This window comes from Vasconcelosia minhoensis LEGE 07310 (assembly GCF_015207255.1).
Lineage (GTDB): Bacteria > Cyanobacteriota > Cyanobacteriia > Phormidesmidales > Phormidesmidaceae > Vasconcelosia > Vasconcelosia minhoensis.
Genome location: NZ_JADEXG010000062.1, coordinates 1 through 25,226, shown reverse-complemented (window position 1 = coordinate 25,226; position 25,226 = coordinate 1). Strand labels below are relative to the sequence as shown.

At 56.2% G+C, this 25,226-nt stretch carries 21 protein-coding genes and 1 pseudogene; 8 read left to right on the top strand and 14 right to left on the bottom strand.

The window, feature by feature from the left end:
* Positions 1-518 precede the first annotated feature (518 nt).
* Positions 519-1,478: a hypothetical protein gene (locus tag IQ241_RS20415; RefSeq protein WP_193910792.1), complete on the top strand. Its 960-nt coding sequence runs from the start codon at positions 519-521 to the stop codon at positions 1,476-1,478.
* 164 nt (positions 1,479-1,642) lie between these two features.
* On the opposite strand, the gene IQ241_RS20410 is transcribed toward IQ241_RS20415, so the two are convergent.
* From IQ241_RS20410 to IQ241_RS20380, 8 genes and pseudogenes are all read right to left on the bottom strand, one after another.
* On the bottom strand, positions 1,643-2,707 hold the full coding sequence (locus tag IQ241_RS20410; RefSeq protein ID WP_193910791.1) for an alanine/ornithine racemase family PLP-dependent enzyme: 1,065 nt from the start codon (positions 2,705-2,707) through the stop codon (positions 1,643-1,645).
* A gap of 23 nt (positions 2,708-2,730) precedes the next feature.
* A complete protein-coding gene (locus IQ241_RS20405) occupies positions 2,731-3,864 on the bottom strand; it encodes a DUF1611 domain-containing protein (protein ID WP_193910790.1) in 1,134 nt (377 codons plus the stop codon).
* A 410-nt stretch (positions 3,865-4,274) separates the two neighbouring features.
* Positions 4,275-4,520: a hypothetical protein gene (locus IQ241_RS25710; protein ID WP_228021902.1), complete on the bottom strand. Its 246-nt coding sequence runs from the start codon at positions 4,518-4,520 to the stop codon at positions 4,275-4,277.
* Positions 4,480-5,256 carry an alkaline phosphatase D family protein gene (locus IQ241_RS20400; RefSeq protein ID WP_228021901.1) on the bottom strand — a complete coding sequence of 259 codons (777 nt, stop codon included), beginning with the start codon at positions 5,254-5,256 and terminating at the stop codon, positions 4,480-4,482. Before IQ241_RS20400 ends, IQ241_RS25710 begins: the two co-directional genes overlap by 41 nt.
* Positions 5,257-5,478: 222 nt before the next feature.
* Positions 5,479-5,672, bottom strand: a pseudogene (locus IQ241_RS20395) (EamA family transporter); the annotation flags it as partial.
* An 8-nt stretch (positions 5,673-5,680) separates the two neighbouring features.
* Positions 5,681-5,989: an antibiotic biosynthesis monooxygenase family protein gene (locus IQ241_RS20390; RefSeq protein ID WP_193910789.1), complete on the bottom strand. Its 309-nt coding sequence runs from the start codon at positions 5,987-5,989 to the stop codon at positions 5,681-5,683.
* An 83-nt stretch (positions 5,990-6,072) separates the two neighbouring features.
* Entirely contained in the window at positions 6,073-9,222 is a 3,150-nt protein-coding gene (locus IQ241_RS20385; protein WP_193910788.1) for an efflux RND transporter permease subunit, read from the bottom strand.
* Entirely contained in the window at positions 9,219-10,529 is a 1,311-nt protein-coding gene (locus IQ241_RS20380) for an efflux RND transporter periplasmic adaptor subunit (protein ID WP_193910786.1), read from the bottom strand. The genes IQ241_RS20385 and IQ241_RS20380 overlap by 4 nt, the downstream gene beginning before the upstream one ends.
* Positions 10,530-10,705: 176 nt before the next feature.
* Here IQ241_RS20380 and IQ241_RS20375 point away from each other — a divergent pair, with 176 nt between their 5' ends.
* Together IQ241_RS20375 and IQ241_RS20370 are read left to right on the top strand one after the other, a co-directional pair.
* On the top strand, positions 10,706-11,857 hold the full coding sequence (locus IQ241_RS20375; protein WP_193910784.1) for an ABC transporter permease: 1,152 nt from the start codon (positions 10,706-10,708) through the stop codon (positions 11,855-11,857).
* A gap of 15 nt (positions 11,858-11,872) precedes the next feature.
* Positions 11,873-12,265, top strand: coding sequence for a hypothetical protein (locus IQ241_RS20370; RefSeq protein ID WP_193910782.1), 393 nt, complete (start codon positions 11,873-11,875; stop codon positions 12,263-12,265).
* Between the two features lie 226 nt (positions 12,266-12,491).
* On the opposite strand, the gene infC is transcribed toward IQ241_RS20370, so the two are convergent.
* The 3 genes from infC to IQ241_RS20355 all read right to left on the bottom strand — a co-directional run bounded on the left by infC (position 12,492) and on the right by IQ241_RS20355 (position 14,416).
* Complete coding sequence (infC, locus tag IQ241_RS20365) at positions 12,492-12,962, bottom strand: translation initiation factor IF-3 (RefSeq protein ID WP_228021905.1); 471 nt, start codon at positions 12,960-12,962, stop codon at positions 12,492-12,494.
* A gap of 150 nt (positions 12,963-13,112) precedes the next feature.
* The gene (locus IQ241_RS20360) at positions 13,113-13,406 is read right to left on the bottom strand and encodes a hypothetical protein (protein ID WP_193910780.1); all 294 of its coding nucleotides are present in this window, start codon (positions 13,404-13,406) and stop codon (positions 13,113-13,115) included.
* Positions 13,388-14,416, bottom strand: a complete 1,029-nt coding sequence (locus IQ241_RS20355; RefSeq protein ID WP_193910778.1) for a ParM/StbA family protein — start codon at positions 14,414-14,416, stop codon at positions 13,388-13,390. The genes IQ241_RS20360 and IQ241_RS20355 overlap by 19 nt, the downstream gene beginning before the upstream one ends.
* Positions 14,417-14,602: 186 nt before the next feature.
* Between IQ241_RS20355 and IQ241_RS20350 the strand changes: the two genes are divergently transcribed.
* The 3 genes from IQ241_RS20350 to IQ241_RS20340 all read left to right on the top strand — a co-directional run bounded on the left by IQ241_RS20350 (position 14,603) and on the right by IQ241_RS20340 (position 19,113).
* Positions 14,603-16,618 carry a GspE/PulE family protein gene (locus tag IQ241_RS20350; RefSeq protein WP_193910776.1) on the top strand — a complete coding sequence of 672 codons (2,016 nt, stop codon included), beginning with the start codon at positions 14,603-14,605 and terminating at the stop codon, positions 16,616-16,618.
* 76 nt (positions 16,619-16,694) lie between these two features.
* A complete protein-coding gene (locus tag IQ241_RS20345; RefSeq protein ID WP_193910774.1) occupies positions 16,695-17,810 on the top strand; it encodes a type IV pilus twitching motility protein PilT in 1,116 nt (371 codons plus the stop codon).
* Between the two features lie 82 nt (positions 17,811-17,892).
* Complete coding sequence (locus IQ241_RS20340; protein ID WP_193910772.1) at positions 17,893-19,113, top strand: type II secretion system F family protein; 1,221 nt, start codon at positions 17,893-17,895, stop codon at positions 19,111-19,113.
* A 179-nt stretch (positions 19,114-19,292) separates the two neighbouring features.
* On the opposite strand, the gene IQ241_RS20335 is transcribed toward IQ241_RS20340, so the two are convergent.
* Complete coding sequence (locus tag IQ241_RS20335) at positions 19,293-19,646, bottom strand: hypothetical protein (protein WP_193910770.1); 354 nt, start codon at positions 19,644-19,646, stop codon at positions 19,293-19,295.
* A 243-nt stretch (positions 19,647-19,889) separates the two neighbouring features.
* Between IQ241_RS20335 and ggt the strand changes: the two genes are divergently transcribed.
* Positions 19,890-21,476, top strand: a complete 1,587-nt coding sequence (gene ggt / locus IQ241_RS20330) for a gamma-glutamyltransferase (protein ID WP_193910768.1) — start codon at positions 19,890-19,892, stop codon at positions 21,474-21,476.
* Between the two features lie 252 nt (positions 21,477-21,728).
* Here the strand turns inward: ggt and IQ241_RS20325 are convergent, their stop codons facing one another.
* Together IQ241_RS20325 and IQ241_RS20320 are read right to left on the bottom strand one after the other, a co-directional pair.
* Positions 21,729-23,129: an AtzE family amidohydrolase gene (locus tag IQ241_RS20325; RefSeq protein WP_193910766.1), complete on the bottom strand. Its 1,401-nt coding sequence runs from the start codon at positions 23,127-23,129 to the stop codon at positions 21,729-21,731.
* Positions 23,126-23,329, bottom strand: coding sequence for a DUF4089 domain-containing protein (locus tag IQ241_RS20320; RefSeq protein WP_322743724.1), 204 nt, complete (start codon positions 23,327-23,329; stop codon positions 23,126-23,128). Before IQ241_RS20320 ends, IQ241_RS20325 begins: the two co-directional genes overlap by 4 nt.
* A 66-nt stretch (positions 23,330-23,395) precedes the next feature.
* Between IQ241_RS20320 and gatB the strand changes: the two genes are divergently transcribed.
* Positions 23,396-24,880, top strand: coding sequence for an Asp-tRNA(Asn)/Glu-tRNA(Gln) amidotransferase subunit GatB (gene gatB / locus IQ241_RS20315; protein WP_193910762.1), 1,485 nt, complete (start codon positions 23,396-23,398; stop codon positions 24,878-24,880).
* The last annotated feature ends 346 nt before the right edge of the window (positions 24,881-25,226 follow it).

Below are 25,226 nucleotides of genomic sequence, written 5' to 3'. Positions count from 1 at the left end.
AACCTGAATTAGGTATCTCCACTCGCTAACGTTCTGAACGTCCAATAGCATTTGGGGTTTGGGTAAAAATGCTGTGAATATATCAGACACCCCAAGCTCTTCAGCCACTAATCTTGCGTATTCAGCTCTGTCAGAACTCCAACAATACAATGGCGCATCGGTTGGTGGACTGGATGACATCCCCTTTTGCTGTGCGAGCGCCGGGGTCGCACAGCAAAAGGTCACCCGAGCCATTATTATGTAAGTTTATTTACCTGCACAGCTCTCCTTTCAACAAGTAACAAATGCTCTGTAGAATAATGACTGAGGTTTAACTGTAAGGATCGAGAATTAAATAACTTGACCATTTGTGCATGTCTCGCGGCCCTCACCCCGGCCCTCTCCCCGGGGGAGAGGGAGCTAGATCCGGCCCCCTTCTCCCCCGGGAGAAGGGTTGGGGATGAGGGCTCGGGAGTTGTGCATCTTATTAAATCCTTGATCCTAACATCTGTATGGGAGAATCACGCTCAGGAGAATCAATGATAGAAACAAACTTCTATAAACCGATCTTGGGTGCAGTGACTGCAATATCCCTGCTGGCAGCTTGTTCCGGGCAAGTTGATAGCTCGAGTGCATTAAGCTCTGAACAACCAGAGATCGCTTCACCTAAGACCAGCCAAGACAGCGGTGATAGCACAGAAGCCTTCAAGACCGTAGAAAGCGTCTATACGACTTTAAACCTTGACGACTGCGAAGTTCTGGAAACCTACGAAGAAAGCGGTGGTCGAGACTTGCGCTGCGAAGGCTACCAAGAGATCCCTCTCTACGTTTCAGAAGGGGACGCTCGTTTTGATGTTGATGCAGGCGTACCCAATGAGGAATGGATAACTTCAGGTCGGCCATTCAATTCAATTAGCGATACCGTCGAGTGGCGTATACACGATGGCGATCCCGTGGCTGCAATCTTACGCTACAACTTTGAAACGGGCGATAGCCCTAACATGCAGTCATCAGAGCTGGCTGTTTTCTCAATCGGGCAGGAAGGTTCACCAGGATGCCTAGTGGCTTGGGTAACAGCCGATGCGCAGCCCAGTCAGAACATAGCTGGCCGCCAGCTCGCTGATCGGCAGGCTAAAGGCTTCGACTGTAGTTCTAATCTGTCAACGGAAGACATTCAACTGCCAGAGGTCGTCATTGGTACGTTCGACCAAACTCAAGCGGACTGTTCGGAGCCTATGTCCTTCTCAAGGCTGAGGATTACGCAAGACAAGCTTGATTTCTACTACGGGTACGCCATCATAGACAGTGTTGCATCCCAGGACGGGGGATACGACCTCGGCGCGACGCTGTTCCATCTAGAGGGGCAGCAAGAGGTTCGCCCTGAAGCAGTCGAGTATCGAATCGAGCCAAACGCCCAAGGCAACGGTATCGAGTTTTTGCGTGGTTCTGTACTAGAGGACACATCGCCCATTTCGCTGGTTCGCTGTGACAGGTCATAGGCAGCACGGACCATGAAGAAAGCATAGATGGCGACTGAAAAATTGGCTCTTGCCTGTGTATTCTGTTCATTACTTGGGCTGACAGCTACAGGTAGGGCAAAAGTATCCACAACGATGACTGTTGAATTCTGGTTGGAGCTGATATCCGCGATCGCGCAGCCTTATCACCTGTTCAGTTGCTTTTTGATGAAAGGAGAGGTCATGGCTGTGAGTAGCGCACCGTAGTCCAGGTTGAAGCTGACCTCGTCTCCGACCTGTAACCTGTGGTTAGGGTCATTTAGAATAATATGGTCACTGCTGGCCCCCAATATTTCGATTTGACTGCTAGATTCCAGGCCAGATACCAGAACATCCTGTCTGCCCAGGGCCACGATCGCTCTCCGACAAATCCCCCGATCTTCAAACTTGGGAACGTTGCCAAAGGCATCCTGACAAATCTCTCCGACGGGCAGCGATGGCTTTTTTTTAGACTCGATAACTTCGGCAATCAGCTGAAATGCATGGGTATGCAAGCCCGGAATGGCTTTTCGGTTCACGATTTCGCGGCCTAAAAAGATTGACTCACCCAGCCTCAGGTTGTTAACCTTGCCAATAGCCTGACCCGACTGATACCAGTCGTAGTTTGCCGAATTTCCGCCCGAAACAATGTCTAGACGAATTTGAAATGTCTTTTCAATCTCAGCAGCTAACTTGGAGAGCTTGTGCATATTTCTGCCATCGGGCTTTACTCCGCCATAGCAGGCCAGATTGCAGCCAATACCGGCAATTTTGATATGGGAGAGCGTCAGCGTTTCTCTGATAAACTGAGGCAAATCGCAGGGGAGTATCCCTTCCCGCAGATCGCCCAGCTCTACCATCAAAATGATCTGGTGTGTTTTTTGATGTGCTTTGGCGAAATAGGCAAGCTTTTGAATCGTCTCAATTTCAGTATTCAGACTAATATCAACGCTCTCGATAACAGATTCAGCCTGACTTAACGCAGTGCGCAGCAAAACAAACTGAGCTGCTATTCCAGCCAGCTTCATTCTTTGGATATTTTCAATTCGAGAGTCGGCAATAAATTTGACTCCGCCTTGAATCATCGCCTCAGCAACAGCAGGATTCCCCAGCACCGCTTTAGAAACGCCCATCAGAGAAACGCCCTTTTGCCCATAGAGTTCTGTGAGCAGCCGAGTATTGTCTCGGATTTGAGAGAGAGAAATCTCTATCCTTGGCAGGTGCGATCGCACTTATCGTTTCAAGGCAGCTGTGCCTACCTCGTTCCTAAAACAGGAATTTTTTCTGAGATTGGCTGCTTGAGCGTTGAACTGATCTCTGGATTGAGCTTGGGAAAATGTCTGAGCAGGGTCTGGACGAGTTTCTGGCAGCCATGACTCAGGACGTCTGCTGTCGGCAGCTGAAGCCGATGCTCGTATTCCTCTACAATGTCTAGAATTTCCTCAGCGGTTAGATTTTCATGGCTGAGCGCGATCGCAATTACGCTAGTTTGAGAAATCGCCTCGATCAGCTCAATTTCGCTTTCAACCGTGGGCATGGCCAGATGGGAAAAATCGCAGCGGAATTTTCTAGCTGGGGGATGCTGAAGGATAACGCCATCGGGCATACTGCCCTTCAAAATGCCGAGGGAACTCATAAAAGCGGGATGGCTAACCGCGCTTTGTCCTTCGACTAAAATGATATCGGGACTTTCGACCGCCGCCGCCTGAATAATCGAATGTTCTATTTCCCCAATCACAAACTGAGAAACCAGAGCGTCGATGGATACGCCATACCTCGCGCCCTGCATCAGGCTGGTTTGGCCGGTTGCGACAAGTACCGAGCGGATGCCCAAATTGTTCAGGGCCTGATTAAGTTCTATTGCGGTAGTCATTTTTCCGCAGGCACAGTCGGTTCCCAGGATGGCGACTACAGGCACATTGATGTCAGAAATTTGTCCTGTAAAGACATGCAGATCGCTCAGCTGCGGCGGTTTTCTGATGTCTTTAATTTGAACATTGGCTTGAGCAGCCCGAGCGGCGAACTCAGCATCTTCGGAGAAGAACTGATGGAGACCGTTGATGATATCCATGCCCCGCTCCATCGCGGCTAAAATCAGCAGCCGTTCGTCAGCAGATAGGTAAGTCTCCAGCGGCGCTTTCCCATAGATATAGCAGTCTGGAACCTTCGGAAGCTGACTCAAGGCGTCGTCTAAATCGGCGAAAATAGGGATATCGCTCTTTTCTTCCCCCAGAGCTTCTCCTGCATCCTTGCCAGCCAGCGCACTATCGATAACCCCGACAATTCTATAGATTTCAGAATGTCGAACCAACCCCGCAGCGGTTTTTCCGTCCGCCAAACCAAATTGCTTGTCACAATAGACCAAGGCTGTTTCTTTTCTAATTTTCACTCAATCATGTCCTTCAACTTATTCTCAAATACTGATAGCCTAATTTAAGGCGGCCGAGCTGCTCCAGAATCAAAGCTCAGAGCGACGCATTCGACCTGCTCACAGATCAACTCTGTCGGCTTTGTCTCGGTTAAAGCCTGCCAGTAAATATTCAGGTCTCAAAATAACGAAAAGCCTGGCTGTTCAGAGAATTAGAAATCACAGGAGAGGGCACCTGAAAAATTCTATCCGTCCTGAATTCTATCCGTCCTAAAAGTGATGCAGAAAGGACTGCACGACTCCAAAAATAATCAAAAATCCCAGGTCAATAGGTTTTGAAGCGAAAATCTCAGGCCCTAATTGAGTCTCGGGTTGAATTTACCTCAGCCTAACTGTAACACACATTACTTTTTCTTGCGCCAAGCCGTAGCCTAGACGAGTTCAGGTTCCAGGTCGATGCTATAGATCACTTCGCCGGTCAGGTTGTGCTGGGAGACCGTCATCACCTGCGTGTCGCCATCAATTTGCACCGTACCAAAGAACTGGTAGCCTTCGCTGGGGGGCAGATTGCTGGCTTCCAGACCAGCCGGTAGTCCCTGGAACATCACCTGGGGGCCAAAGGTATTGTCCAGGTCGTTAGGGGCAAAGGTGCCCGAATGAATGGGCCACTTCCGCATTGAACTGGCGCACATGGTCATCCATCAGGTTGTACTGATAGTTGCCCCGGAATTCTTGCAGGGTTTCGGCCACTTTGGACTTTTCTGTCGTCACCAGGTTGCGCCAGAGGCTGCCGTCGGCCAGGGTCACCTCCGCCTCCATGGGGCCGTCGGCGTAGATGTAGTCGCCACAGTGAATAAAGAAATTCGGCTGCTGCTGCCGCATTGCTGCGTAGAGCTTCATGCCGCCCCATTCAGGGTTGATACCCCAGCCCTGGCCTGCCGTATCGCCTGACCAGGCAAACTTAATCGAGTCGCCCGGCCTGATCGTGCGAAAGCTGCCAGTGACCGGAGCGCTGTAGGTATTCACATTGGCCAAGTCCTGAAAGCTGACCCGATAGAAAATCTGCTCACCCTCGGGCAAATTGCTCAGGTAGACTTTGGCAGCGTAGTCATTCACCTCTAAAGTCGCCGGGCCGCGTACCCGCTGGGGATTGCTGAAGCCCTCGTCGGTCGCGTATTCCACCCACATCCGAGCAGCGCGATCGCTCTTACTCCAAATTACCGCGCTGTCTAAGGTCACATCTCCGCTGGCCACCCCATAGGGCATGCCGGGCAGCGCCGCTTCAGAGCGAATTAGGCTGGGGGCAGACTGCCCCTGACCGGCCTGACCTAGCAAATGAGTCGTCAGGGCAGCGCCGCCCAGAAAACCCGCTTGCTTAAACAGCTGCCGTCGAGAGAGAGGAAATTGCGACATGGTGAGAGGATGCTCCTGATGGATGTTTAGGGATAGCTATGGCGCGATTCTTGCCGAGAAGGGCTGCGCGCAGGCTATTCCAGTTTCCATTTGTATAGAGGTTTCAGTCTAAGCCTGGATTAGGTGGATATTATCCTCTGGTTAAGGATTCATGCTTGAGGAGGGAAGAGGAAAGAAGGAAGGGAAGCAAGCTATAAGATGGGTCGAGTTTACCGAAACACATCAGTGCGCTTCAGCGGGTTTGTGAATGGCGACGCCAGCCATCACCAGTACAATTCCGACAACATCTCTTGGGGACGGAATCTGACCCAGCACGACGGCACCTACGATCGTCGCCGTTGCGGGCAGCAGCGCGAGTAAGAGCGCGTACGCGGCAGCTGGGACATGGCTAGCTGGTCGCAGACGTAGGGAATGAGTTCGGCTGTCATATATCATCAGCTCCAGCAGATACAGATTGATAATGCTCTACTTCAGGAAAAGGATCGTAGTAGCGGTGGAGCAGCGCTTTCCAGTTTTGGTATTCTGGTGAGTTCCTGAAGCCTTCAGTATGGTCTTCGAGGGTGTCCCAGTGCACCAACAGCAGGTATCGGGATGGCTTCTCAATACAGCGCTTGAGTTCATGACGCACATAGCCTTTCGTCGAAGCAATGATCGTTTGCGCTTCCGCAAACGAATGCTCGAAATCCGATTCCTGGCCTGCAAAAATGTTTAGGATAGCGACTTCTAAAATCATCAGATCAATGCCTAGCCAACAGCAGACCGGTATCAGAACAGCGTGAATAAAATTTCTACATCGCCTTAGGGAACCGGTATTGTTTACTTGTTCAGCGGCTCTCGAGGTTGGGTTGAGCCCTGTTGGCGAGTCTTCTCCTCTGAAACATCGGGCGGGGCTTTGCCCACATCAGTCACGCGGCCCAACAGCTTTGCCAGCCGATCGCGAAAGCCCGAAATGTAGGTGAAGACCACCGGTACCACCACCAGGGTCAGCAAAGTCGCGGTAGAAAAGCCGCCGATCACCGCGATCGCCATTGGGCTACGAGTCTCGCCGCCCGCGCCCCATTCCAGCGCAATCGGCACCATCCCCGCTACGGTAGAAATCGAAGTCATCAGAATCGGACGCAGCCGGGTCATGCCCGCCTCAATGACGGATTGGCGCGGCGTCTTGCCCGCCTGCCGGGCCATCAGGGCATAGTCCACCAGCAGAATTGAATTTTTGGTGACCAGGCCCATCAGCAGCACGATGCCAATCAGCGCAAACAGGCCGAGCGGCTTTTGAGCAATCATCAGACCCAGCAAGGCTCCGCCGATGCAGAGCGGCAGGGCAACCATGACCGCAAAGGGAAAGATGAAATCGTTATAGAGCAGCACCAGGACGGCGTAGATAATCAGTATCGCCGTGCCTAAGGCCAGACCAAAGCGGCTAAAGATCTCCTGTTGAATTTCGGCATCTCCGGTAGGCTGCTGAGTCACCCCGGCGGGTAAGGTTTCCAAAAAGGGATCGACGGCTTCGATTGCCTGTCCCAGGGTAATGCCTTGGAGATTGGCTCCAACGGTGACCTGCCGAGACCGGTCGATCCGGTTAATCTCCGCCGGGCCGCTGCCGTAGCGGATATCGGCCACCGCGATCAGCGGCACCTGGCTGCCGTTCTGGCTAGGCACCTGAAGATTTTCTAGGGTACTGATATCGTCGCGAAACCGCTGCGCTAGACGCACGCGGATCGGAATCTGGCGATCGCCCACGTCAAACTCGGCCAGATTCGACTCCGTATCGCCAATCGTCGCGAGGGATGCGGTGCGGGCAATGTCGCTGACTGAGACGCCTAGGTCAGCGGCACGGGCGGGGTCTGGCTGAATCAGAATCTCGGGCTGTACCAGGCTAGCCGTGGAGCTGACTTCCACCAGCCCGGGAATCTGCCGCATCTGGCGAGTCAGCGCCTGTGCGGCCTGCTCTAAGGCATCGGGATTGTCACTCTTGAGAACAATATCCAGCGCTTTAGAACTGCCGCCTGCTCCCTGATTGACGAAGGTAATCCGGGTGCCTGGAATTTGCTGAAGCTGGTCGCGCAGCTGCCGCTCAAAGGCTTCGCGGGTCAGGTCGCGCTCATCTTTAGGAAGCAGCTCCACCACCGCATTAGCCTCCCCCGGCGTCTGAGATACAAAGACGCTATCGACTGCCGGGCTGGCGAGCAGGCGGTCGGTGACGTTGGCGGTGACCTGCTCTGTCTTGGCCAGCGTGCTGCCCGGGGGCAGCTCAACGCTAATCGTGGAAAGGTCAGTATTGCCCGATTCAAACAGGCTGGTGGGGATAAACCGGGCCAGCATCAGGCTGGAGATGAAGAACGCGATCGCGAGTCCCACCGTCAGCAGCCGATGCCGCAGGGCCGAATTGAGCAGCCGGTGATAGGGGATTAAACGGCGAGGCACAATCAGGCCGTCGGCGGTCTGCACCGCGCCCATTCGATGGCCGTTGCCGTTGCGGACCGGCCTGGGCTTGAGCAGGTAGGCCGACATCATCGGCGTCACCAGTCGTGCCACCAGCGTTGAGAACATCGTCGCGACTGAAACCGTGACGCCAAAGGGCTTAAAAAACTGGCCTGGAACGCCGCCCATGAAGGCCACGGGAACGAAAACGGCAACGATGGTGGCGGTGGTCGTCACCACCGCTAGCCCGACTTCAGCCGTGGAGTCCAGCGCCGCCTGAAACGGCGGTTTACCCATTTGAATATGGCGCTCGGCATTTTCAATTTCGACGATGGCGTCATCTACCAGGTTGCCGACGGCTAGGGTCAGCGCCAGCAGCGACATGCTGTTGAGGGTGTAGCCCAACGCCTGTAGAACCAGAAAAGTAGGGATAATCGACAGCGGCAGCGCCGTCGCCGTAATCACCGTCGTCCGCCAGTCGCGCAGAAATAGGCCGACTACGACAACCGCCAGAATGCAGCCCAGGATCAGCGCGTCAATCGAGGCCTGATAGGCGTCACGGATATCGTCGGCCACCGTGAAGATCAGCTGAAAGCGGATGTCATCGGGGAGGGTTTCTTCCAGGGTCGCGATCGCGTCCCTTACCCCTTCTTCGACCGTAATCACCACGCTGCCGCTGCTGCGAAAGATCTGAAAGGCAACCACGGCTTCGTTATTCAGATAGGCCGACTGCCGCACTTCAGAAAAATCATCTTCGACCGTGCCCAGACTCGACAGCGGCACCGTATCGCCGCTCGGCAGCACCACGCGAAAATTTCTCAGGGCCTCGACCGTCTCGGCGCTACCCAGGGTGCGAATACCCTGCTCGATCCCAGAGACATCGGTACGCCCGCCCGGCAGGTCAATATTAAAGCGACGAATCTGATCGTTTATCTCAGTCGCGGTAATGCCCAGCGCGTTCAGCTGGCGCGGGTCGAGGTCTACCCGAATTTCGCGATCGACGCCGCCGACTCGATTCACCTGGGCGACGCCTCTCGTCGCCAGCAGCTCACGGCTAATCGTTCGGTCTACCAGATCGCTCAGCGCTTCAACCGAACGTTCGGTGGAGCTGACAGTGTAGGTCATGATCGGACCGCCTTCAAAGCGCAGACGGCGGACAATCGGATCTTCAGCATCCTGGGGCAGGTCCTGGCGGATGCGGGTAATCGCATCGCGAACGTCATTCGTCGCCTGCTCAGTATCAACCCCCAGGTCAAATTCAATGACCGTGCTGGAGCTGCCATCGCTGACGGTAGACTGAATCTGATCAATATTGCCCAGACCGGCAACGGCGTCTTCCACTTTTTTGGTGACCTGAGTTTCCAGCTCCTCTGGCCCGGCCCCGACCTGGTTGACCTCGACCACCACAGCCGGTATATCGATATTCGGGTTGAGATCGATGCCCAGCTGGCCAAAGGCCACCAGTCCGGCCACCGTAAGCACCAGGAAGAGCACAATCGTCGGCACCGGGCGGCGAATCGACCAGCTAGAAATGTTGAAGTTCATAGTTCGTCTGCTATGGTCTGCACGCGATCGCCATCCTGTAAGTAGCTCGCGCCCTCGACCACGACCGCTGAGCCAGCTTCCAGACCGGAGACAATCTCAATCTGGGCGGGTTCCCCACCCTGCGTTGGGATGCGAGCGCCGGTTTCCACCGGCTGAGCCTGAGCAATATTGTCTGCATCTACGGTATAGACTCGAAAGCTGCCATCCGTCTGGGGCAGCACCGCAGCGGCTGGGACGGCCAGGCCCTGCCGCCTGCCGGTGACAATATCGGCCTGTAGGAACATCCCGGGCCGCAGACTGGGATTAGACGGCAGGCTGACTTTTACCACCGCCTGGCGGGTTTCCTGGTTGACCAGCGGGTCGATCGCGCGAACGCTGCCCTCAACCTGGAGACTTTCATCCGAATCCGAAGACACCTGCACCGGAGCACCGACGCTGATCTGGGGCAGCTGGGTTTGGGGCAGCTTCACCGCCAGCTCCAGCAGGTCATCTCGAATTAGCGTAAACAGCGGCTCACTGGTCGCCACCGTATCGCCCACGGTCGCATTCGACTCGGCAATCATCCCGTCGGCAGGGGCGAGCACCTGGGTTTGGTCGAGCTGGGCCTCAATTCGGGTGACGTCGGCCTGACGGCTGGCGACGGTGGCTTCGGCGCTGTCAATGTCGGCGATCGCGACCTGTACCTGTTCCCGCTCAGTCGCCAGCTGGGTGCGCCGCTTCGTGAGCTCTTCAGCGCTAATCGCACCCTGGTCAAACAGCGACTGGTAGCGTTGAAAGTTTTCCTGAGCCTCGGCTTGCGCCGCCGCTGCCTGCGCCCGAGCCGCCTGGGCCTGCTGCACCTGAGCCCGGGCGGCGGCGACGTCTGCTTTGGCCTGCTGGAGTTCAGCCTGAAGCACCGTATCGTCCAGAACGGCTAGCACCTGCCCCGAGGTTACCCGGTCCCCTTCATCGACGCGCACCGCTTCGATTTGCAAGCCGCTAGTGCGGGGAGCGACGGCGAGTAGGTCATAGGCCTGGACGGTACCGCTGGTCGAGACCGTCTGGCGGATGGCGGTCGGCTGCGCTCGGGCCGTGGTGATGCTCTGGCTAGGGCTAGCCTGCTCCACCGAGGCGGAGTCGGTGGGACGATTCGTGATGAAGCGACTGCCTAAAAACGCGATCGCGAGCCCTAACCCCAACCCGAGGATTAGCCCCTTGGAGCCACCAAGCCAGCCCGATTGCGGTCCGCTTTCACCGGATTGGAGCGGCGAATCTAGAGCGTTGGTGGACGAGTCCGACTCTGAGTCTTGAAATTCTGGGTAGGTCACTTAACCTGCTGACGAAGATCCAGTTTGCCGTAAAAATTTACACAGCTTTAACGTTCCTAATTATGGCTCAGGATAAATAATGCTGGGGGGCAGCTAGCCGTTCCGGGACGAAAGCGGTAAACTTCATATGCCGCGACTGCGGTCCCTTTTGTCTTCAACTGGATCTGCGATCGCCTATGGACAGCTCTTGGTGGCAGAAGCTCAAGCAAAATCCCCTGGCCCGATTTGGCGCAGTCGTGCTGCTGATTTTCTACATCGCAGTATTTTTTGCCGACTTTATCGCGCCCTACGATCCGCTCACGCAGCAGGCTAATGGTTCGCTGCTGCCGCCGACGGAGGTCTACTGGCGCAATCCGCAGACCGGCGAATTCCTCGGCCCCCACGTCTACCCCACCACCCAGGGGCCGGTTGATCTAGAGACGGGAATCCGAGAAATTGAGGTTGACTTTAGCCAGCCGTCACCGCTGCGGCTGTTCGTCCAGGGGGCTGAGTATCGGCTCTTTCAGCTCAGCCTGCCGACAATTACGGAGTTTTCATTTGACGGCGAGATCGACCTCGATGAAATTGAAATTTTTGGCGGCATTCCCAGCAATCTGCATCTGTTTGGTGCGATAGGTCCCGGCTACTGGAACATTTTGGGTACCGATGAAGCTGCCCGGGATGTCTTCAGCCGGCTGCTCTTTGGCGGGCGGATCAGCCTCAGCATTGGCTTAGTAGGCATTCTGATCTCCTTTCCGCTGGGGCTGCTGGTCGGCGGCATCTCGGGCTACTTTGGCGGAGCGATCGATGCGGTGCTGATGCGAATTGTCGAGGTGATCATGACGATTCCTTCGATCTACCTGCTGGTGGCGTTGGGGGTGATTTTACCGCCCGGCTTGAGCAGCGCCCAGCGCTTTCTGCTCATCGTGCTGATTATTTCGTTTATCGGCTGGGCGGGTCTGGCCCGGGTGATTCGCGGCGAGGTGCTGTCGCTGAAGGAGCGAACGTTTGTGCAGGCCAGCCAGGCGATGGGCGGGCGGTCGCTGCACATCATCCTGCGCCACATTCTGCCGCAGACGGCGACCTACGTGATCATTTCAGCGACCCTGGCGGTCCCCGGCTACATCGTCGCGGAAGCGGTGCTGAGCCTGATTGGATTGGGTATTCAGCAGCCCGATCCGTCTTGGGGCAATATGCTCTCCTCCGCGACCAACGCCTCTATCCTAATTTTGCAGCCCTGGCTGATCTGGCCGCCGGCGTTTCTCATTGTGATCACTGTCCTATCCTTCAATCTGCTGGGAGACGGTCTGCGAGATGCGCTAGATCCCAGAAGCCTGCGAGAAAGATAAACCACACCGCTCCCTATGCGATCGCTCAAACTGCTCTGTACTATCTGCCTGATTGCTGTCCTCTCGGCTTGCGGCGTCCTGTCCGAAAAACCGCCTCAGTCGGCTGTCAAAATGGCGATCGCGGCTCAGCTGGCTGAGACCCAGCAGTCCTTGGCAGAGCAGCTGGGACTGCCCGCCGCTGTAGAGCCTAACTTTACGATTGAGCAGGTGCAGGTTCAAGACAGGGAGCAGATCCAGAAGGGGAGCAGCCCCACCTATCATCTGCGCGGCACCTTTGTAGCGACGCTTCAAATTCGCGATCGCCAGGTCGAGCAGGAAAGCCCCTTCGAGGTTTACCTGAAAGCGATGCCCGAGGAGCAGGGCCAAACCTGGATGCTAATGCCGGGCGATGGGCGATTAGGTCACTAATCAAAAAAAGCCCGCAGCTGTGACCTGTCCGGTCAGCTACCCGAATTCTTCTCGATGGGTCAATAGAAAAACTCGACCATTCCGTCCAACCCGGTCGATAGGGTCCACTGTGACCCCCAGGCCGGTGACGCTGAGACATGGCAGTTTCGCCACCCGTCCTGGGATCAGGAAGACTAGCCGAGGCCGTCTACTTGCGGTCTACTTAGCCAGCCCGACGGATAGGCCGCTATTGAGGGACTAGGGTGAGGATCAGCGACCGCCGGTCGAAGGTCTGCACTTTGCTCACCGCGTTGAGGTCTTCAACCACACGGTTCAGCAGGTCAGTCGCGCGATCGCGGTGCTGGTGCTCTCGGCCCCGCAGGCGGACTTGAAACTTAACCGAGTCACCCTTTTCCAGCCATTCCGTCGCTCGACTGATCCGCACGTCATAATCGGCATCGCCGACGTTGGGGCGCAGCTTGACTTCTTTGACGGTGGTTTTAGAGCTCTGCTTTTGCCGCTTCTTTTGCTGATACTGCAATTTGCCGTAGTCCATAATCTTGGCCACGGGAGCCTCTCCACCGTCAGAGACGACGACCAGGTCTAAGCCCGCGTCCTTCGCCATTTTTAGCGCGTCGCGGGTGTCGGTCAGGCCCTGATTAGTGCCTTCCTGGTCAATAAATAGAACCTGAGGCGATTTGATTTGCCGGTTGGTCAGCTGTTTCTTAGCGATAACGATTTCTCCTCCAAAAGTTGAGATGCTACATTCAAAGTTTATCCAAATATTAGCGCAGCATCGATAAGTTCTGTATCTGACTAAAGACCGAAGCGCATATCGACTTCGGCCCCGGCCCAGACATAGACGAGCTTAGAGGGCGAGCAGATCGTCTAGCGCGTCCAGCGCCTCACAGGCGGGCAGGGCCGCGATCGCGGGCTGGGCCGGAACAGTCAGGGGAGGTGGCTGAGCGCCAGGGTAATGGGGCTCGCTGCGGCCGTAGAGATATTCGTCAGCGTAACAGCGAAAGACCGCTTCAACGGCGGCCCGGGCATTTTTTAGCCCCCACCGGGCCGCAATCAGCTCTGCCTTTTCAAAAACGTCTGGGCTCAGCGTGATTCTGGGCCTGACGCTGGATCTTTGACGCCTTAGGCTGGAGTCATGCATAGCTGGGTATCGGTAGACAGCAAATATAGCCCCCGAACATTGGCAAATTGGGGGTCTCCCACGACGGCAAACAGCCTGCGCCCGGCCAGACGCTCGGCAATCAGATGGGAGCCGCCGCCGGTCACCAAAAAGCGCGTCACCCTGGGCATATAGGGCGTGTACTGAGCCTTAATCCGCTGAAAGATATCTTTAAACCAGGGCTCTAAATACTCGTCTAGCCAGTCGGCCCAGGATAGGCCCGTATCGGCGTAGGCATGGTCCATCCGAAACCCATCCATCACGACGCAGGGGTCAGCCGTCGTCCCCAGGGCATCGGTGAGGCGATGGTCAAACCCAATCGCCGTCGCCAGTTCGTAGGTGCCGCCCCGATCCATTACATTTTCATCGATTACTTCGCCGTCGGCATCGATTAAACGAGTCAGCCAGGTGCCACCGCCAATATCCACGACGATGGTGTAGCCGCTGTCTGGGATCAGCCCCTGCTGGCTGGCGTGATAGTAAGCGCCCATCCCTTCGCGAACGACTTTGACCGACTCCACCTGAACCCTGAACTCAACGCCGTTGCGCTTAAATTCGTGCGCTCCTAGCAGCTGCTGTTCCAGACTGGCGGCATTGCGGGCTGGATCTGGCGTAGACACGAAAAGCGCTAGCGGAAATTCTGATCTCGCATCATCGATGGGTTCTAGGCAAGCATAGAGGTGTAGCCGGGCCAGCTCCACTTTATTTTCGACCACGGTCTGCTGCTGCCGACGATATTTGTAAGCCTGAGCGCCAAAATGGTAGCGCCGACCGTCCGGCAGCTCAATCAGCGGCGAGGCATCGGAGAAACTGACCGGATCGCGCCCCTGCGGCAGCTGAAAGCGCACCGAACGGATCGCCTTGGGATGGCCGCTGCCGCTGTAGAACTTGAGGTCGTAATTGCCCGCATCTAGGGCCAGTACGGGGAGAGCAGCGCGGGACTGCATGCCACGAGTTTTTCGAGCGCGTTGGGCCTGGGTCGCAGTGGGCATAGTTTTACCTCGGCTTGATGGTATCAGCTTGAAGTTCGACAGGGTCGCTTGAAATAGTACGCTTGAACTATATCATAAATTTTCGGGTCTGCGGCGGCGAACCGCTGAGTTCAAATCCTTAAGTTGGGCTGTCAATTAGCCCAAACTTTATGGGCACACTGCTGTAAGACTTTTCTTGCATCGGCTATGACGAAAACTTCATCGCAGCGGAAAGCGCTTGTCTTACAAAAGAGCTTTTCTCCCTTCGGTAATCAGCTTATCCAGTCGGGGTTTGTAGACGGCAACCAGATGCTGCAGGCACTGGTCGAGAGCCGCAAAACCGGGCGAACGCTCACCGATGTCTTGGAGGCGATGGCAGGCCAGCAGCTGTCTCCAGAGCTGCTGCGGCAGTACAAGAAGCAGCAGCTATTTGAGCTTAAAATTCTCTACGGCGTCGAGTCCCTCGATCCTGAAGTCGAGAGCATTTCAGAGGTCCAAGTCAGTCAGCTGATTGACAATCTAATCTCGATTGATATCTGCCGCCGCCACCGGCTAATCCCGCTGTCTCAGACTGAGGTCGATGGCAGGGGGTCGGTTTTAGTCGCCATGGTCGATCCCGAGAACCTGGAAGCCCAGGATGACCTCAACCGGATTCTCCGGCCCCAGAGGCTGTCTCTGCGTCGGATGGTGATCACCGTTGAAGACTATCAGCGGATGATGGCGAAATATCTGGATGAGCAGGTGGCTCGCGAAAAGCAGCGAGACTACGAAGAGGCCGTTGATGTCAGCAGAGATCTAGACGAACTCGACTTCAACGATCTCGATCTCAAGGATGCGCCCGACGAAGATGCCAACTTGGACGCCGCCCTGCAGGATGCCGGGGCGGCGCCGGTAATCGCCCTGGTCAACAAAATTCTGGTTAGGGCACTGCAAGAGGGAACTTCCGATATTCATATCGAGCCGCAAGAAGAGCACCTGCGCATTCGCTTTCGGAAAGACGGTGTCCTGCGTGAAGCCTTCTCTGACCTGCCCAAAAAGATCATTCCTGCGGTCACGGCCCGCTTTAAAATTATTTCCGACCTCGACATTGCCGAGCGCCGGATGCCCCAAGACGGGCGGATTCGCCGCATTTTTCAAGATCGTAAGGTAGACTTTCGGGTCAGCACGCTGCCCAGTCGCTACGGCGAAAAGGTCGTACTGCGAATTCTCGACAACTCGGCTACTCAGCTGGGACTGGATAAGCTGATTACCGATCAGGAAACGCTGCAGATCATGCAGGAGATGGCCAGCCGTCCCTACGGTCTGATCCTGGTTACCGGCCCGACCGGTTCGGGTAAAACCACTACCCTGTACTCGGTTCTATCCGAGCGCAACGACCCCGGCGTCAACATCAGCACCGCCGAAGATCCGATTGAATACGCGCTGCCGGGCATTACCCAGGTGCAGGTGATCCGCGAAAAGGGCATGAACTTTGCCTCTATTCTCAGAGCCTTTCTGCGGCAGGATCCCGACGTGATTCTGGTGGGTGAAACCCGCGACGCCGAAACGGCTAAGACGGCGATTGAAGCCGCCCTGACCGGTCACCTGGTGCTGACTACGCTGCATACCAACGACGCGGCAGGCGCGATCGCGCGACTCGACGAAATGGGAGTTGAAGGCTTCCAAATCTCCAGCTCGCTGATTGGTGTCCTGGCCCAGCGTCTGGTGCGGCGCGTCTGTGGTGACTGTCGAGTGGCTTACAACCCCAGTCGCGAAGTGCTGGCTCGCTTTGGCCTCACCGCCGCCAGCGACTCCGAAATCACCCTCTACAAGGCCAATCCGGTCTCGACCGACCAGCTCGAGCCGATGCGACAGGCGGGTACCCTGTGTCAGACCTGCCAGGGCAATGGCTATAAGGGTCGGGTCGGGGTCTACGAGGTGATGCGGATTACCGAAAGCATCCAGCAGCTGATCTCCCAGGGCGCGCCCACCGAGCGCATCAAAGAGCTCGCCGTCGATGAGGGCATGCAGACTCTCCTGGCCTACAGCTTGAACCTGGTTAGACAGGGCCATACGACCTTGGAAGAAGTCGAGCGCGTCACCTTCACCGACAAGGGTCTGGAAGAAGAGCTGAAGGCCAAGCGGAAGAGTGTTTTATCCTGTACGACCTGTAGCGCCGAGCTGCAGCAGGAATGGATAGACTGCCCCTACTGTCTGACCCCTCGGTTTCAAACTGACGGCTAGGAGTTGGTCGCAGCCGGCTGTCTGAAACGTTGTCAAGCTGATTTTGCTCAATTTTTTTCATTCATGAGGTAGCCCAATGGAATTAATGATCGAAGACCTAATGGAAGAAGTGATCGAACGGGGGGGGTCTGACCTCCACCTGTCGGCGGGGCTTCCTCCCTACATCCGCGTCAGCGGTCACCTGACTGCGACCGAGCATCCGCCCATGTCTTCTGAAGAATGCCAGCGGCTGATTTTCAGCATGCTCAATAACACCCAGCGGAAGAACCTAGAACAAACCTGGGAGCTCGACTGTTCCTACGGGGTTCGCGGTCTGGCCCGGTTCCGGGTCAATGTCTATAAGGACCGGGGCACCTACGCGGCCTGTCTGCGGGCGCTCAGCTCTAAAATTCCCAAGCTAGAAGTGCTGGGTCTGCCGCAGATTGTCACCGACCTATCCGAAAAGCCCCGGGGCCTAGTGCTGGTCACTGGACCTACCGGGTCCGGTAAGTCTACGACGCTGGCGTCGATGATCAACAACATTAACCTGACCCGGGCTGAGCATATCCTCACCATCGAAGACCCGGTGGAATTTGTCTATGAGCCGGTCAAGAGCCTGATTCACCAGCGCCAGATTGGAGAAGATACCAAGAGTTTTTCCAATGCTTTACGCGCCGCATTGAGAGAAGACCCCGATGTGATTCTGGTGGGCGAGATGCGGGACTTGGAAACCATTTCGCTCGCGATCTCCGCAGCGGAAACCGGCCACCTGGTATTTGGTACGCTTCACACGAGCTCAGCCGCCCAGACCGTTGACCGGATGGTCGATGTATTTCCCCCTGACCAGCAGACCCAGGTCCGCGTTCAGCTCTCTAACTCTCTAGTGGCGGTGCTGAGCCAGACACTGGTGCCCAAGGCCAATCCTAAGCCGGGCGAGTTTGGCCGGGTGATGGCTCAGGAAATTATGGTCGTGACACCAGCTATCTCCAACCTAATTCGAGAGGGCAAGACGGCGCAGATCTATGGCGCGATCCAAACCGGCGGCAGGGTCGGAATGCAGACGCTAGAAATGACTCTGGCAGATATGTACCGTAAGAGCATTATCGCCTTTGACGCGGCCATGTCTAAAACCTCTCGCCCAGACGAGCTCCAGCGGCTGATTGGAGGAGCGCCTAACGCTGCTAAGGGAGCACCTGCCGCTGCCCGCCACTAGTCTAGCCGTAATCCATCTGGGCTACTGCTCAAACCACGCTTCAAGCCAATTCACCGACTCCACCTATGCGAGGGTTCTGCCAATGACTACCTATGTTGCTACTGGACGCGACTCTACCGGTAAAGCCAGGCGGGAAAAAATTGTCGCCGCCAGCCCGGCTGAAGCTCGGACAATGATGCGCGATCGCGGCGTCCATATCCAAGAGCTGAAAGAAGACAAAGGCTTCAATATTGATCTGGGCAATCTGAAAACGTCGATGGCCAAGGTCACGGTTAAAGACAAGGCAATTTTCTCCCGGCAGTTTGCCGCGCTGGTCAGCTCCGGCGTCGCCCTGGTCAGAGGCTTAGGTATTCTGGCAGAACAGTGTCCTAATCCCAAGCTCAAGGTCGCCCTGCAGGGGATCAACGCCGATGTGCAGCAGGGCACCAGCCTGTCTGAATCCATGCGCAAGCATCCCAAGTGCTTCGACAACCTGTATGTGAGCATGGTGCAGGCGGGTGAAGTCGGCGGGGTACTCGACGAAGTGCTGAACCGGCTGGCCAAGCTGCTGGAAGACCTGAACCGCTTGCAGAACCAGATTAAATCGGCGATGGCCTATCCGGTCACGGTGGGTTTCCTAGCCGTCACCATCTTTGTCGGCATGACCGTTTTCCTGCTGCCGATTTTTGCCGCTATTTTTGAAGACCTGGGGGCCGAGCTGCCCATCTTTACTCAAATGCTAATGGCGGTCAGTAAGTTTTTACGGACGCCTCAGCTGGTCTTTCTCGGCATTGGCATTATCGTCGCGTTGAACTTTGCCTATCGGCAGTATTATAAAACGCCGGTCGGGCGGGTGACGATGGATAAGTTCTTCCTGAAGATGCCGCTGTTTGGCGACCTGGCTCAGAAGTCGGCGACGGCTCGCTTCTGCCGGACGTTTGGCTCTCTTTCGCGCTCCGGCGTCCCGATTTTGACGGCGTTGGAAATTGTCCGCGATACCTCAGGCAACCAGGTGATTGCCAATGCCATCGACGACGCTCGGGCAGAGATCCAGACCGGCGGCATGATCAGCATTGCGCTGCAAAAGCACCAGGTCTTCCCGGTGATGGCGATTCAGATGATCAGCATTGGGGAAGAAACCGGAGAGCTCGACCAGATGCTGATGAAGGTCGCTGACTTCTACGAGGACGAAGTTGAGCAGGCCGTCAAAGCCCTGACCAGCATTATGGAGCCGATTATGATTGTAGTTCTGGGGGGCATGGTGGGTTCTATTCTGGTGGCGATGTATCTGCCGATGTTCGCCGTGATGGATCACCTGGGGTAGATGATGGAGAGGGAAGAGTGCAGAGTAAAGAGTCAGTAGCCTGATTGGGCTGGCTGTTCAAAAAATTTTCTACTCGAATCTGAGAGGCGGTAAAGCATGAGGAAATCTCTTATGCGCTACCGCCTCTCAGCGTTCTATTCGGCAATTTGAGCCTCTACAGATTTAGAGGCTGGGCAGGACTATTTGTCACCCACCGCCGGAATCGTTCTCTCTGCGACATCAGGGTAGAGCTGCCCCATATCCTTGACAGCGTCTGCGGTCTCTTTGCCAATTCGCTTCAGCTGTTTGCCTGGAGAGCCCTGTAGCTCGCGGTTCTCTTCTTTCCACTGGCGGGTCGTAGACGGCCGGCTGGTGTCTTTTTGTTCAATAGTCTCTTTGATATCGTTAATGGTGCCCTGACCAACGGGCTCAGAACCTGGCGTCGTTGCCAACAGCAGCGCCCCCGCCAAGACGACTGGCAAAAAGTGCTTAATCTGGAGCGACTGCATTAGAGAGCGGATACCTACCGCCATTTTAGAAATTAGATTTGTCATAGGAAGTCTCCATATTCAACTGATGCCCAGTTTTTGCGCCCATGGCGAATTCAATTCGCGCTGGGTAGCCTGCACTGACTGGTGCTGGCTGGGCCAAAACATTCACAATGTAGCAACTGAGGCTGCTGGCTTCCTCTCACAGAGGGGATAGCTTGTTCGCGCGGTCAAGCCATAAATTCCTTCCATTGGTAGTAGAGTTAACGTAGCTTATTCCTTCAGAGCTCGTGACAAAAAACTCTAGCCATGCGTAATTTTCATTTTCCGGGTCGCTCTCCGGTCTACGGCACTCAGGGCATGGCAGCGACCTCGCACCCGCTGGCGACGCTGACGGCGGTAGAGATACTGCGGTCCGGCGGCAATGCGGTCGATGCGGCGATAGCGGCCTCGGCTGTCCTCTGCGTCGTCGAACCTCAGTCTACGGGCATCGGCGGCGACTGCTTTGCTCTCTATGCGCCGGCTGGTGGGGAAGCGGTGATTGCCCTGAACGGCTCTGGTAAGGCGCCGGCAGCAGCAGAGCTGGCCTGGTACCAAGCAAAGGACATGACCGAGATTCCACTCAATACCGCCCATGCGGTGACCATACCCGGGGCGATTGACGCCTGGTCGCAGCTGAGCGGCGACTATGGCAGGCTGGCCTGGAGAAAGCTACTCCAACCGGCGATTCGGCTAGCTGAGCAGGGCTATCCAGTCTATCCGCGAGTCGCCTATGACTGGGCCTTGCACAGTGAGAAGCTGCGGCAGGATGAGAACGCGGCGCGGATGTTGCTGATTCAGGGGCGAGCACCCCGGTCTGGGGAGCTGCATCGACAGCCGGAACTAGCGGCCACGCTGCGAACCATTGCCAATCAGGGGCGAGATGGGTTTTACGAAGGCGCGATCGCGGCAGATATGGTTGACTATCTGCGGCAGCGCGGCGGCCTGCATACGCTGGAAGATTTTGCCAGGACTCATGGCGACTACGTCACGCCAATCTCAACCTCCTATCGGGGCTATGAGGTGCTGGAATGTCCGCCCAACGGTCAGGGGCTGACCGCCCTAGTGATGCTGAATATTCTCTCCGGTTTTGACCTGAGCCAGTACGAGCCCCTCAGTACCGAACGGCTGCACCTCGAAGCCGAGGCGGCAAGGCTGGCCTATGCGGTGCGAGATCGCGCGATCGCCGACCCGGCCCAGGCTGAAATCCCGGTCGAGGAGCTGCTCTCTGACGACTATGCCCAGCAGCTGCGGGCCAAAATCCACCTGGATCGCGCCCAGCCGCTGAGTAAGTCAGACTTTCCGACCCATGCCGACACCATCTACCTCTGTGTCGTCGATGCCGATGGTGACGCAATTAGCTTTATCAACTCGACCTTTCATGGTTTTGGCAGCGGCCTAGTCAGCCCGACTGGGGTCGTCCTGCAAAGCCGAGGGTCCGGGTTTCGCTTAGAGGCAGGGCATCCTAACGCGATCGCGCCAGGGAAGCGACCGCTGCATACGATTATTCCGGGAATGCTCAGGCAGAAAGGCCAAGCGGTTATGCCCTTTGGCGTCATGGGTGGCAACTATCAGCCGGCCGGTCAGGTGCACTTGCTGACTAACCTACTGGACTATGGCATGGATGTTCAAACCGCCCTCGACCATCCCCGCGCATTTTACTATGACAACCGCTGCCAGTTAGAGCAGGGCATTCCGCAGGCAGCGGCTGAAGGCTTGACTGCCTTGGGCTATCAGGTCCAGTACATCAGCCACCCCCACGGCGGCGGCCAGGCTATTTGGATTGATCAGCAGACAGGAATGCGGGTTGGCGGTTCCGACCCGCGCAAGGACGGCTGTGCTTTAGGCGACGGCTAGAGCAGCCACATTCGATGCTTCAGCGAGCCTTCTAAATGGCCCAGGCGAATACGAATCATCCAGGAATACGCTCTAAGGAATAAACACGGCTTAGCGATTAGCGACGCACTGAATGCCCCATGAGTTCTGACAAAAACTTAGTCGCTATGCCCCTAAGGATACTAAAGCCGAAGCACAAACTGAAGAAAAACAGCCCCATAGGCTCAAGAGTTCTTCATAAATCGGTTTTAAACAGGTCTTGCTCTGTAACACTTATGGCGACTCATCCCCGGGGGCCATGCGCGCCCTTACCGTTCCCGACCGCTCTAGCTGGGCGGCCATCCTAAACAGGTCTATTTCACGGCTGGGGGCTGCAATCAGCTGGAGACCAACCGGTAACGCTGAAGGTAAATGAATCGGAACAGACATCACCGGTAGACCGATAAAAGATAGGGGCTGAGTATAAAGACCTAGATGTGGCCGCACGGCTACGGTCTTGCCATCTATCGACATCGTTGTTTGGTCTAAAAATGGTGCAATGCAGGGCGTCGTCGGGGCCAAAATTAGAGCGACAGACCGGAAAATTTCGCTGACTCGATCGCGGTACCACCGCCGCCAGCGCTGGGCCTGGAGGTACCAGCTGCTGGGAATTAAGGCCCCGGCCACGAACCGATCGCGAGTCGCCGGGTCAAAGTCTTGCAGCCTTGTCTGAAGCTTCGATAGGTGGAGCTGGCTGCCTTCGCTGGCAGTAATCAGGTAGGCAGCGGCCCGGGCTCGGGCCGCTTCGGGTAGGGTAACGGTCTGAGTAACGTTAAGCGCTTCAGCGACCTGCTGCATCGCCTGGGCGACGGGCGGGCTCATGCCACGGGCGAAATGGTCATCCGCGATCGCGAGTCTCAATCCTTCAATGCCCTGGTTCAGGGAAGGGAGGGCAGGCTCCGGGGGCTGGTCGCGACAGACCGGGTCGCGTGGGTCGTAACCCTGTAGAGCGTCATAGGCGAGGGCTAAGTCTTGAAGCGATCGCGCAAACGGCCCAACGTGGTCTAGGCTGCTCGAAAACAGCGCTGCACCGGCTCGCGAGAGCCGACCATAGGTTGGTTTCAGCCCGTAGACGCCACAAAAGGCAGCGGGCACCCGAATCGAACCGTTGGTATCTGACCCCAGGGTCAGCGGTACTAACCCTGCCGACACTGCCGCCGCTGACCCCCCCGAAGAGCCGCCCGCGACCCGGCTCAGATCGTGGGGATTAAGCGTGGCGCCATAGTGATGGTTGACGGTGACAAAGCCATAGGCGTACTCATCCATATTTAGCGTACCGACTAGGATGCCGCCGGCCTGTTTGAGCCGGGCGACGGCGGTGGCATCTTGCTCAGCCGGGGGCTGATCGCGGTTAATCTTAGACCCGGTGAGCGTGGTCGTCCCGGCTACGTCAAACAGATTTTTGACCGCAAATGGGACTCCGGCGAGCGGGCCAGGGTCTTGTCCGGCTGCGACCTGACGGTCGATCTGGTCTGCCGCCGCCAGCGCCGCGGTGGAAAAAATATCTGTAAAGCAGTTCAGTCGAGCGTTCTGAGCCTCAATCCGGGCTAGCACTGCGGTGACTCCCGAACGGGCAGAGGTCTCACCGCGGCTGACCGCAGCGGCCGTTTGCCAAGCGGTCGCAGGCGGATTCATGGCTCAAACCTGGGTGCGGCCTCTAGGTCATCGGGTAGGGGCCAGTCTAAGACGGTCTGTGCGATCGCGCGGACTCGCTCAAATTCTTCGATCACAGCCGACAGCTGAGCCGGGGATACAGGCAGGCCCAGTAGCGCTACTGCCTGCTGGACATAGAGCGTCGAATCGTAGGTACGGTCGTCTGTAGGGTCATTATCCACAGTCATCGTCAGGATTAAACCTCGCTACAATAAGACACATCTATCACAACCCACAGTAAGGCATCTATGACTACTGCCGCACCGGTTAAAACCCAATACGAAGCCGTCATCGGTCTGGAAACTCACTGTCAGCTGAGTACCGAAACCAAGATTTTCTCGGCTAGCTCAACTGAGTTTGGGGCTGACCCGAATACCTACATTGACCCGGTGACGATGGGCCTGCCAGGCGTCCTGCCTGTGCTCAATCAAAAGGTACTAGAGTACGCGGTCAAGACTGGCCTAGCGCTCAGCTGCCAGATTGCTCCCTACAGCAAGTTTGACCGCAAGCAGTATTTTTATCCCGACCTGCCGAAAAACTACCAAATTTCTCAGTACGATCTGCCCATCGCCGAGCACGGCTGGCTGGAGATTGAGCTAACAGAAGCTGGGGAAGCCGTGCGTAAGCGAATCGGCATTACCCGCCTGCATATGGAGGAAGACGCCGGTAAACTCGTCCATGCCGGCAGCGATCGGCTTTCGGGTTCAGCCTACTCTCTGGTCGATTACAACCGGGCGGGCATTCCCCTAATCGAAATTGTCTCTGAGCCCGATCTGCGATCGGGGCAGGAAGCGGCTGAGTATGCTCAGGAGCTGCGCCGGATTGTCCGCTATCTGGGCGTCAGCGACGGCAACATGCAAGAGGGGTCGCTGCGCTGTGATGTCAATATTTCCGTCCGCCCGGTTGGCCAGCAAGAATTTGGCACGAAGGTAGAAATCAAAAATATGAACTCCTTCAGTGCCATTCAGCGGGCGATTGACTACGAGATTGAGCGGCAGATTGCAGCGATTGAGTCCGGCGAGCCCATTATGCAGGAAACTCGCCTCTGGGAGGAGGGCGCTCAGCGCACCATTAGCATGCGGTCGAAGGAAGGTTCTAGCGACTATCGCTACTTTCCTGAACCGGACCTGCCGCCGATCGAGGTTTCTCTACAGCAGCTCGAAAGCTGGCAGGCCGAGCTGCCCGAGCTGCCCGCTAAAAAGCGCCAGCGCTATGAGTCGGAGTTGGGCCTATCGGTCTACGATGCTCGCATCCTGACCGACGATAAAACCGTAGCGGACTATTTCGAAGCAGCTGTAGCCGCTGGGGCTTCGGCTAAGCTGGTGGCCAACTGGGTGATGAGCGACATTGCCGCCTACCTGAATGCCGAGAAAGTCAGCATCGACGAGATTAAGCTAAAGCCAGAAAGCCTTGCCGAAATGGTGCAGATGATCGAAGCGGGGACCATTAGCAACAAAATTGGCAAAGACCTGCTGCCAGAACTGCTGAGCCAGGGAGGCTCACCCAAAGCCATCGTCGAGCAAAAGGGGCTGAGTCAAATTTCCGACACCGGCGAGATCGAGGCCATGATCGACGAAGTGCTTGCCGCCCATCCCGACGAGCTCGAAAAGTATCGGGCGGGTAAGAAAAAGCTCCAGGGTTTCTTCGTTGGGCAAGTGATGAAGCGAACGGGCGGGCGAGCTGACCCGAAGCTGACCAATCAGCTTCTGAGTCAAAAGCTGAACGGTAAGTGACCGCAATCTTCAAGGAAACTTGTCCAAAACGTCATAAAAGAGGGTTATACCCCCCACCCCCGCCATGGCATACTTAGACTTGTAGATGCACCCTGATGGTAGGGAGAGCTGTTGGACAGCTCTCCTTTTTTTTGTCTTTTTTTGGGATTTGTTGCATGAATTGAGAAAGGGACAGGGGTTTCCCATCTCGGTCGTTTTCTAGGCTGCAACGCGGTAACAATCAGGCATTCCGAGCTGCGTCATCCGGTTGAGCGCCTTACATTCAATCATCAACTCGGTGGTTTGAGCTGCTATCTTTCTGGCACACACCTCACCTGTGAAAACGGTTTTGAGTCGGTACATCCCC

What these genes read in the sequence shown, in the direction of transcription:
- IQ241_RS20415 (WP_193910792.1), top strand. Translation starts at nt 519, where the DNA reads ATGATAGAAACAAACTTCTATAAACCGATCTTGGGTGCAGTGACTGCA.
- IQ241_RS25710 (WP_228021902.1), bottom strand. Translation starts at nt 4,520, where the DNA reads ATGCGGAAGTGGCCCATTCATTCGGGCACCTTTGCCCCTAACGACCTG.
- IQ241_RS20400 (WP_228021901.1), bottom strand. Translation starts at nt 5,256, where the DNA reads ATGTCGCAATTTCCTCTCTCTCGACGGCAGCTGTTTAAGCAAGCGGGT.
- IQ241_RS20390 (WP_193910789.1), bottom strand. Translation starts at nt 5,989, where the DNA reads ATGATTTTAGAAGTCGCTATCCTAAACATTTTTGCAGGCCAGGAATCG.
- IQ241_RS20385 (WP_193910788.1), bottom strand. Translation starts at nt 9,222, where the DNA reads ATGAACTTCAACATTTCTAGCTGGTCGATTCGCCGCCCGGTGCCGACG.
- IQ241_RS20375 (WP_193910784.1), top strand. Translation starts at nt 10,706, where the DNA reads ATGGACAGCTCTTGGTGGCAGAAGCTCAAGCAAAATCCCCTGGCCCGA.
- IQ241_RS20370 (WP_193910782.1), top strand. Translation starts at nt 11,873, where the DNA reads ATGCGATCGCTCAAACTGCTCTGTACTATCTGCCTGATTGCTGTCCTC.
- IQ241_RS20360 (WP_193910780.1), bottom strand. Translation starts at nt 13,406, where the DNA reads ATGCATGACTCCAGCCTAAGGCGTCAAAGATCCAGCGTCAGGCCCAGA.
- IQ241_RS20355 (WP_193910778.1), bottom strand. Translation starts at nt 14,416, where the DNA reads ATGCCCACTGCGACCCAGGCCCAACGCGCTCGAAAAACTCGTGGCATG.
- IQ241_RS20350 (WP_193910776.1), top strand. Translation starts at nt 14,603, where the DNA reads ATGACGAAAACTTCATCGCAGCGGAAAGCGCTTGTCTTACAAAAGAGC.
- IQ241_RS20345 (WP_193910774.1), top strand. Translation starts at nt 16,695, where the DNA reads ATGGAATTAATGATCGAAGACCTAATGGAAGAAGTGATCGAACGGGGG.
- IQ241_RS20340 (WP_193910772.1), top strand. Translation starts at nt 17,893, where the DNA reads ATGACTACCTATGTTGCTACTGGACGCGACTCTACCGGTAAAGCCAGG.
- IQ241_RS20335 (WP_193910770.1), bottom strand. Translation starts at nt 19,646, where the DNA reads ATGACAAATCTAATTTCTAAAATGGCGGTAGGTATCCGCTCTCTAATG.
- ggt (WP_193910768.1), top strand. Translation starts at nt 19,890, where the DNA reads ATGCGTAATTTTCATTTTCCGGGTCGCTCTCCGGTCTACGGCACTCAG.
- IQ241_RS20325 (WP_193910766.1), bottom strand. Translation starts at nt 23,129, where the DNA reads ATGAATCCGCCTGCGACCGCTTGGCAAACGGCCGCTGCGGTCAGCCGC.
- gatB (WP_193910762.1), top strand. Translation starts at nt 23,396, where the DNA reads ATGACTACTGCCGCACCGGTTAAAACCCAATACGAAGCCGTCATCGGT.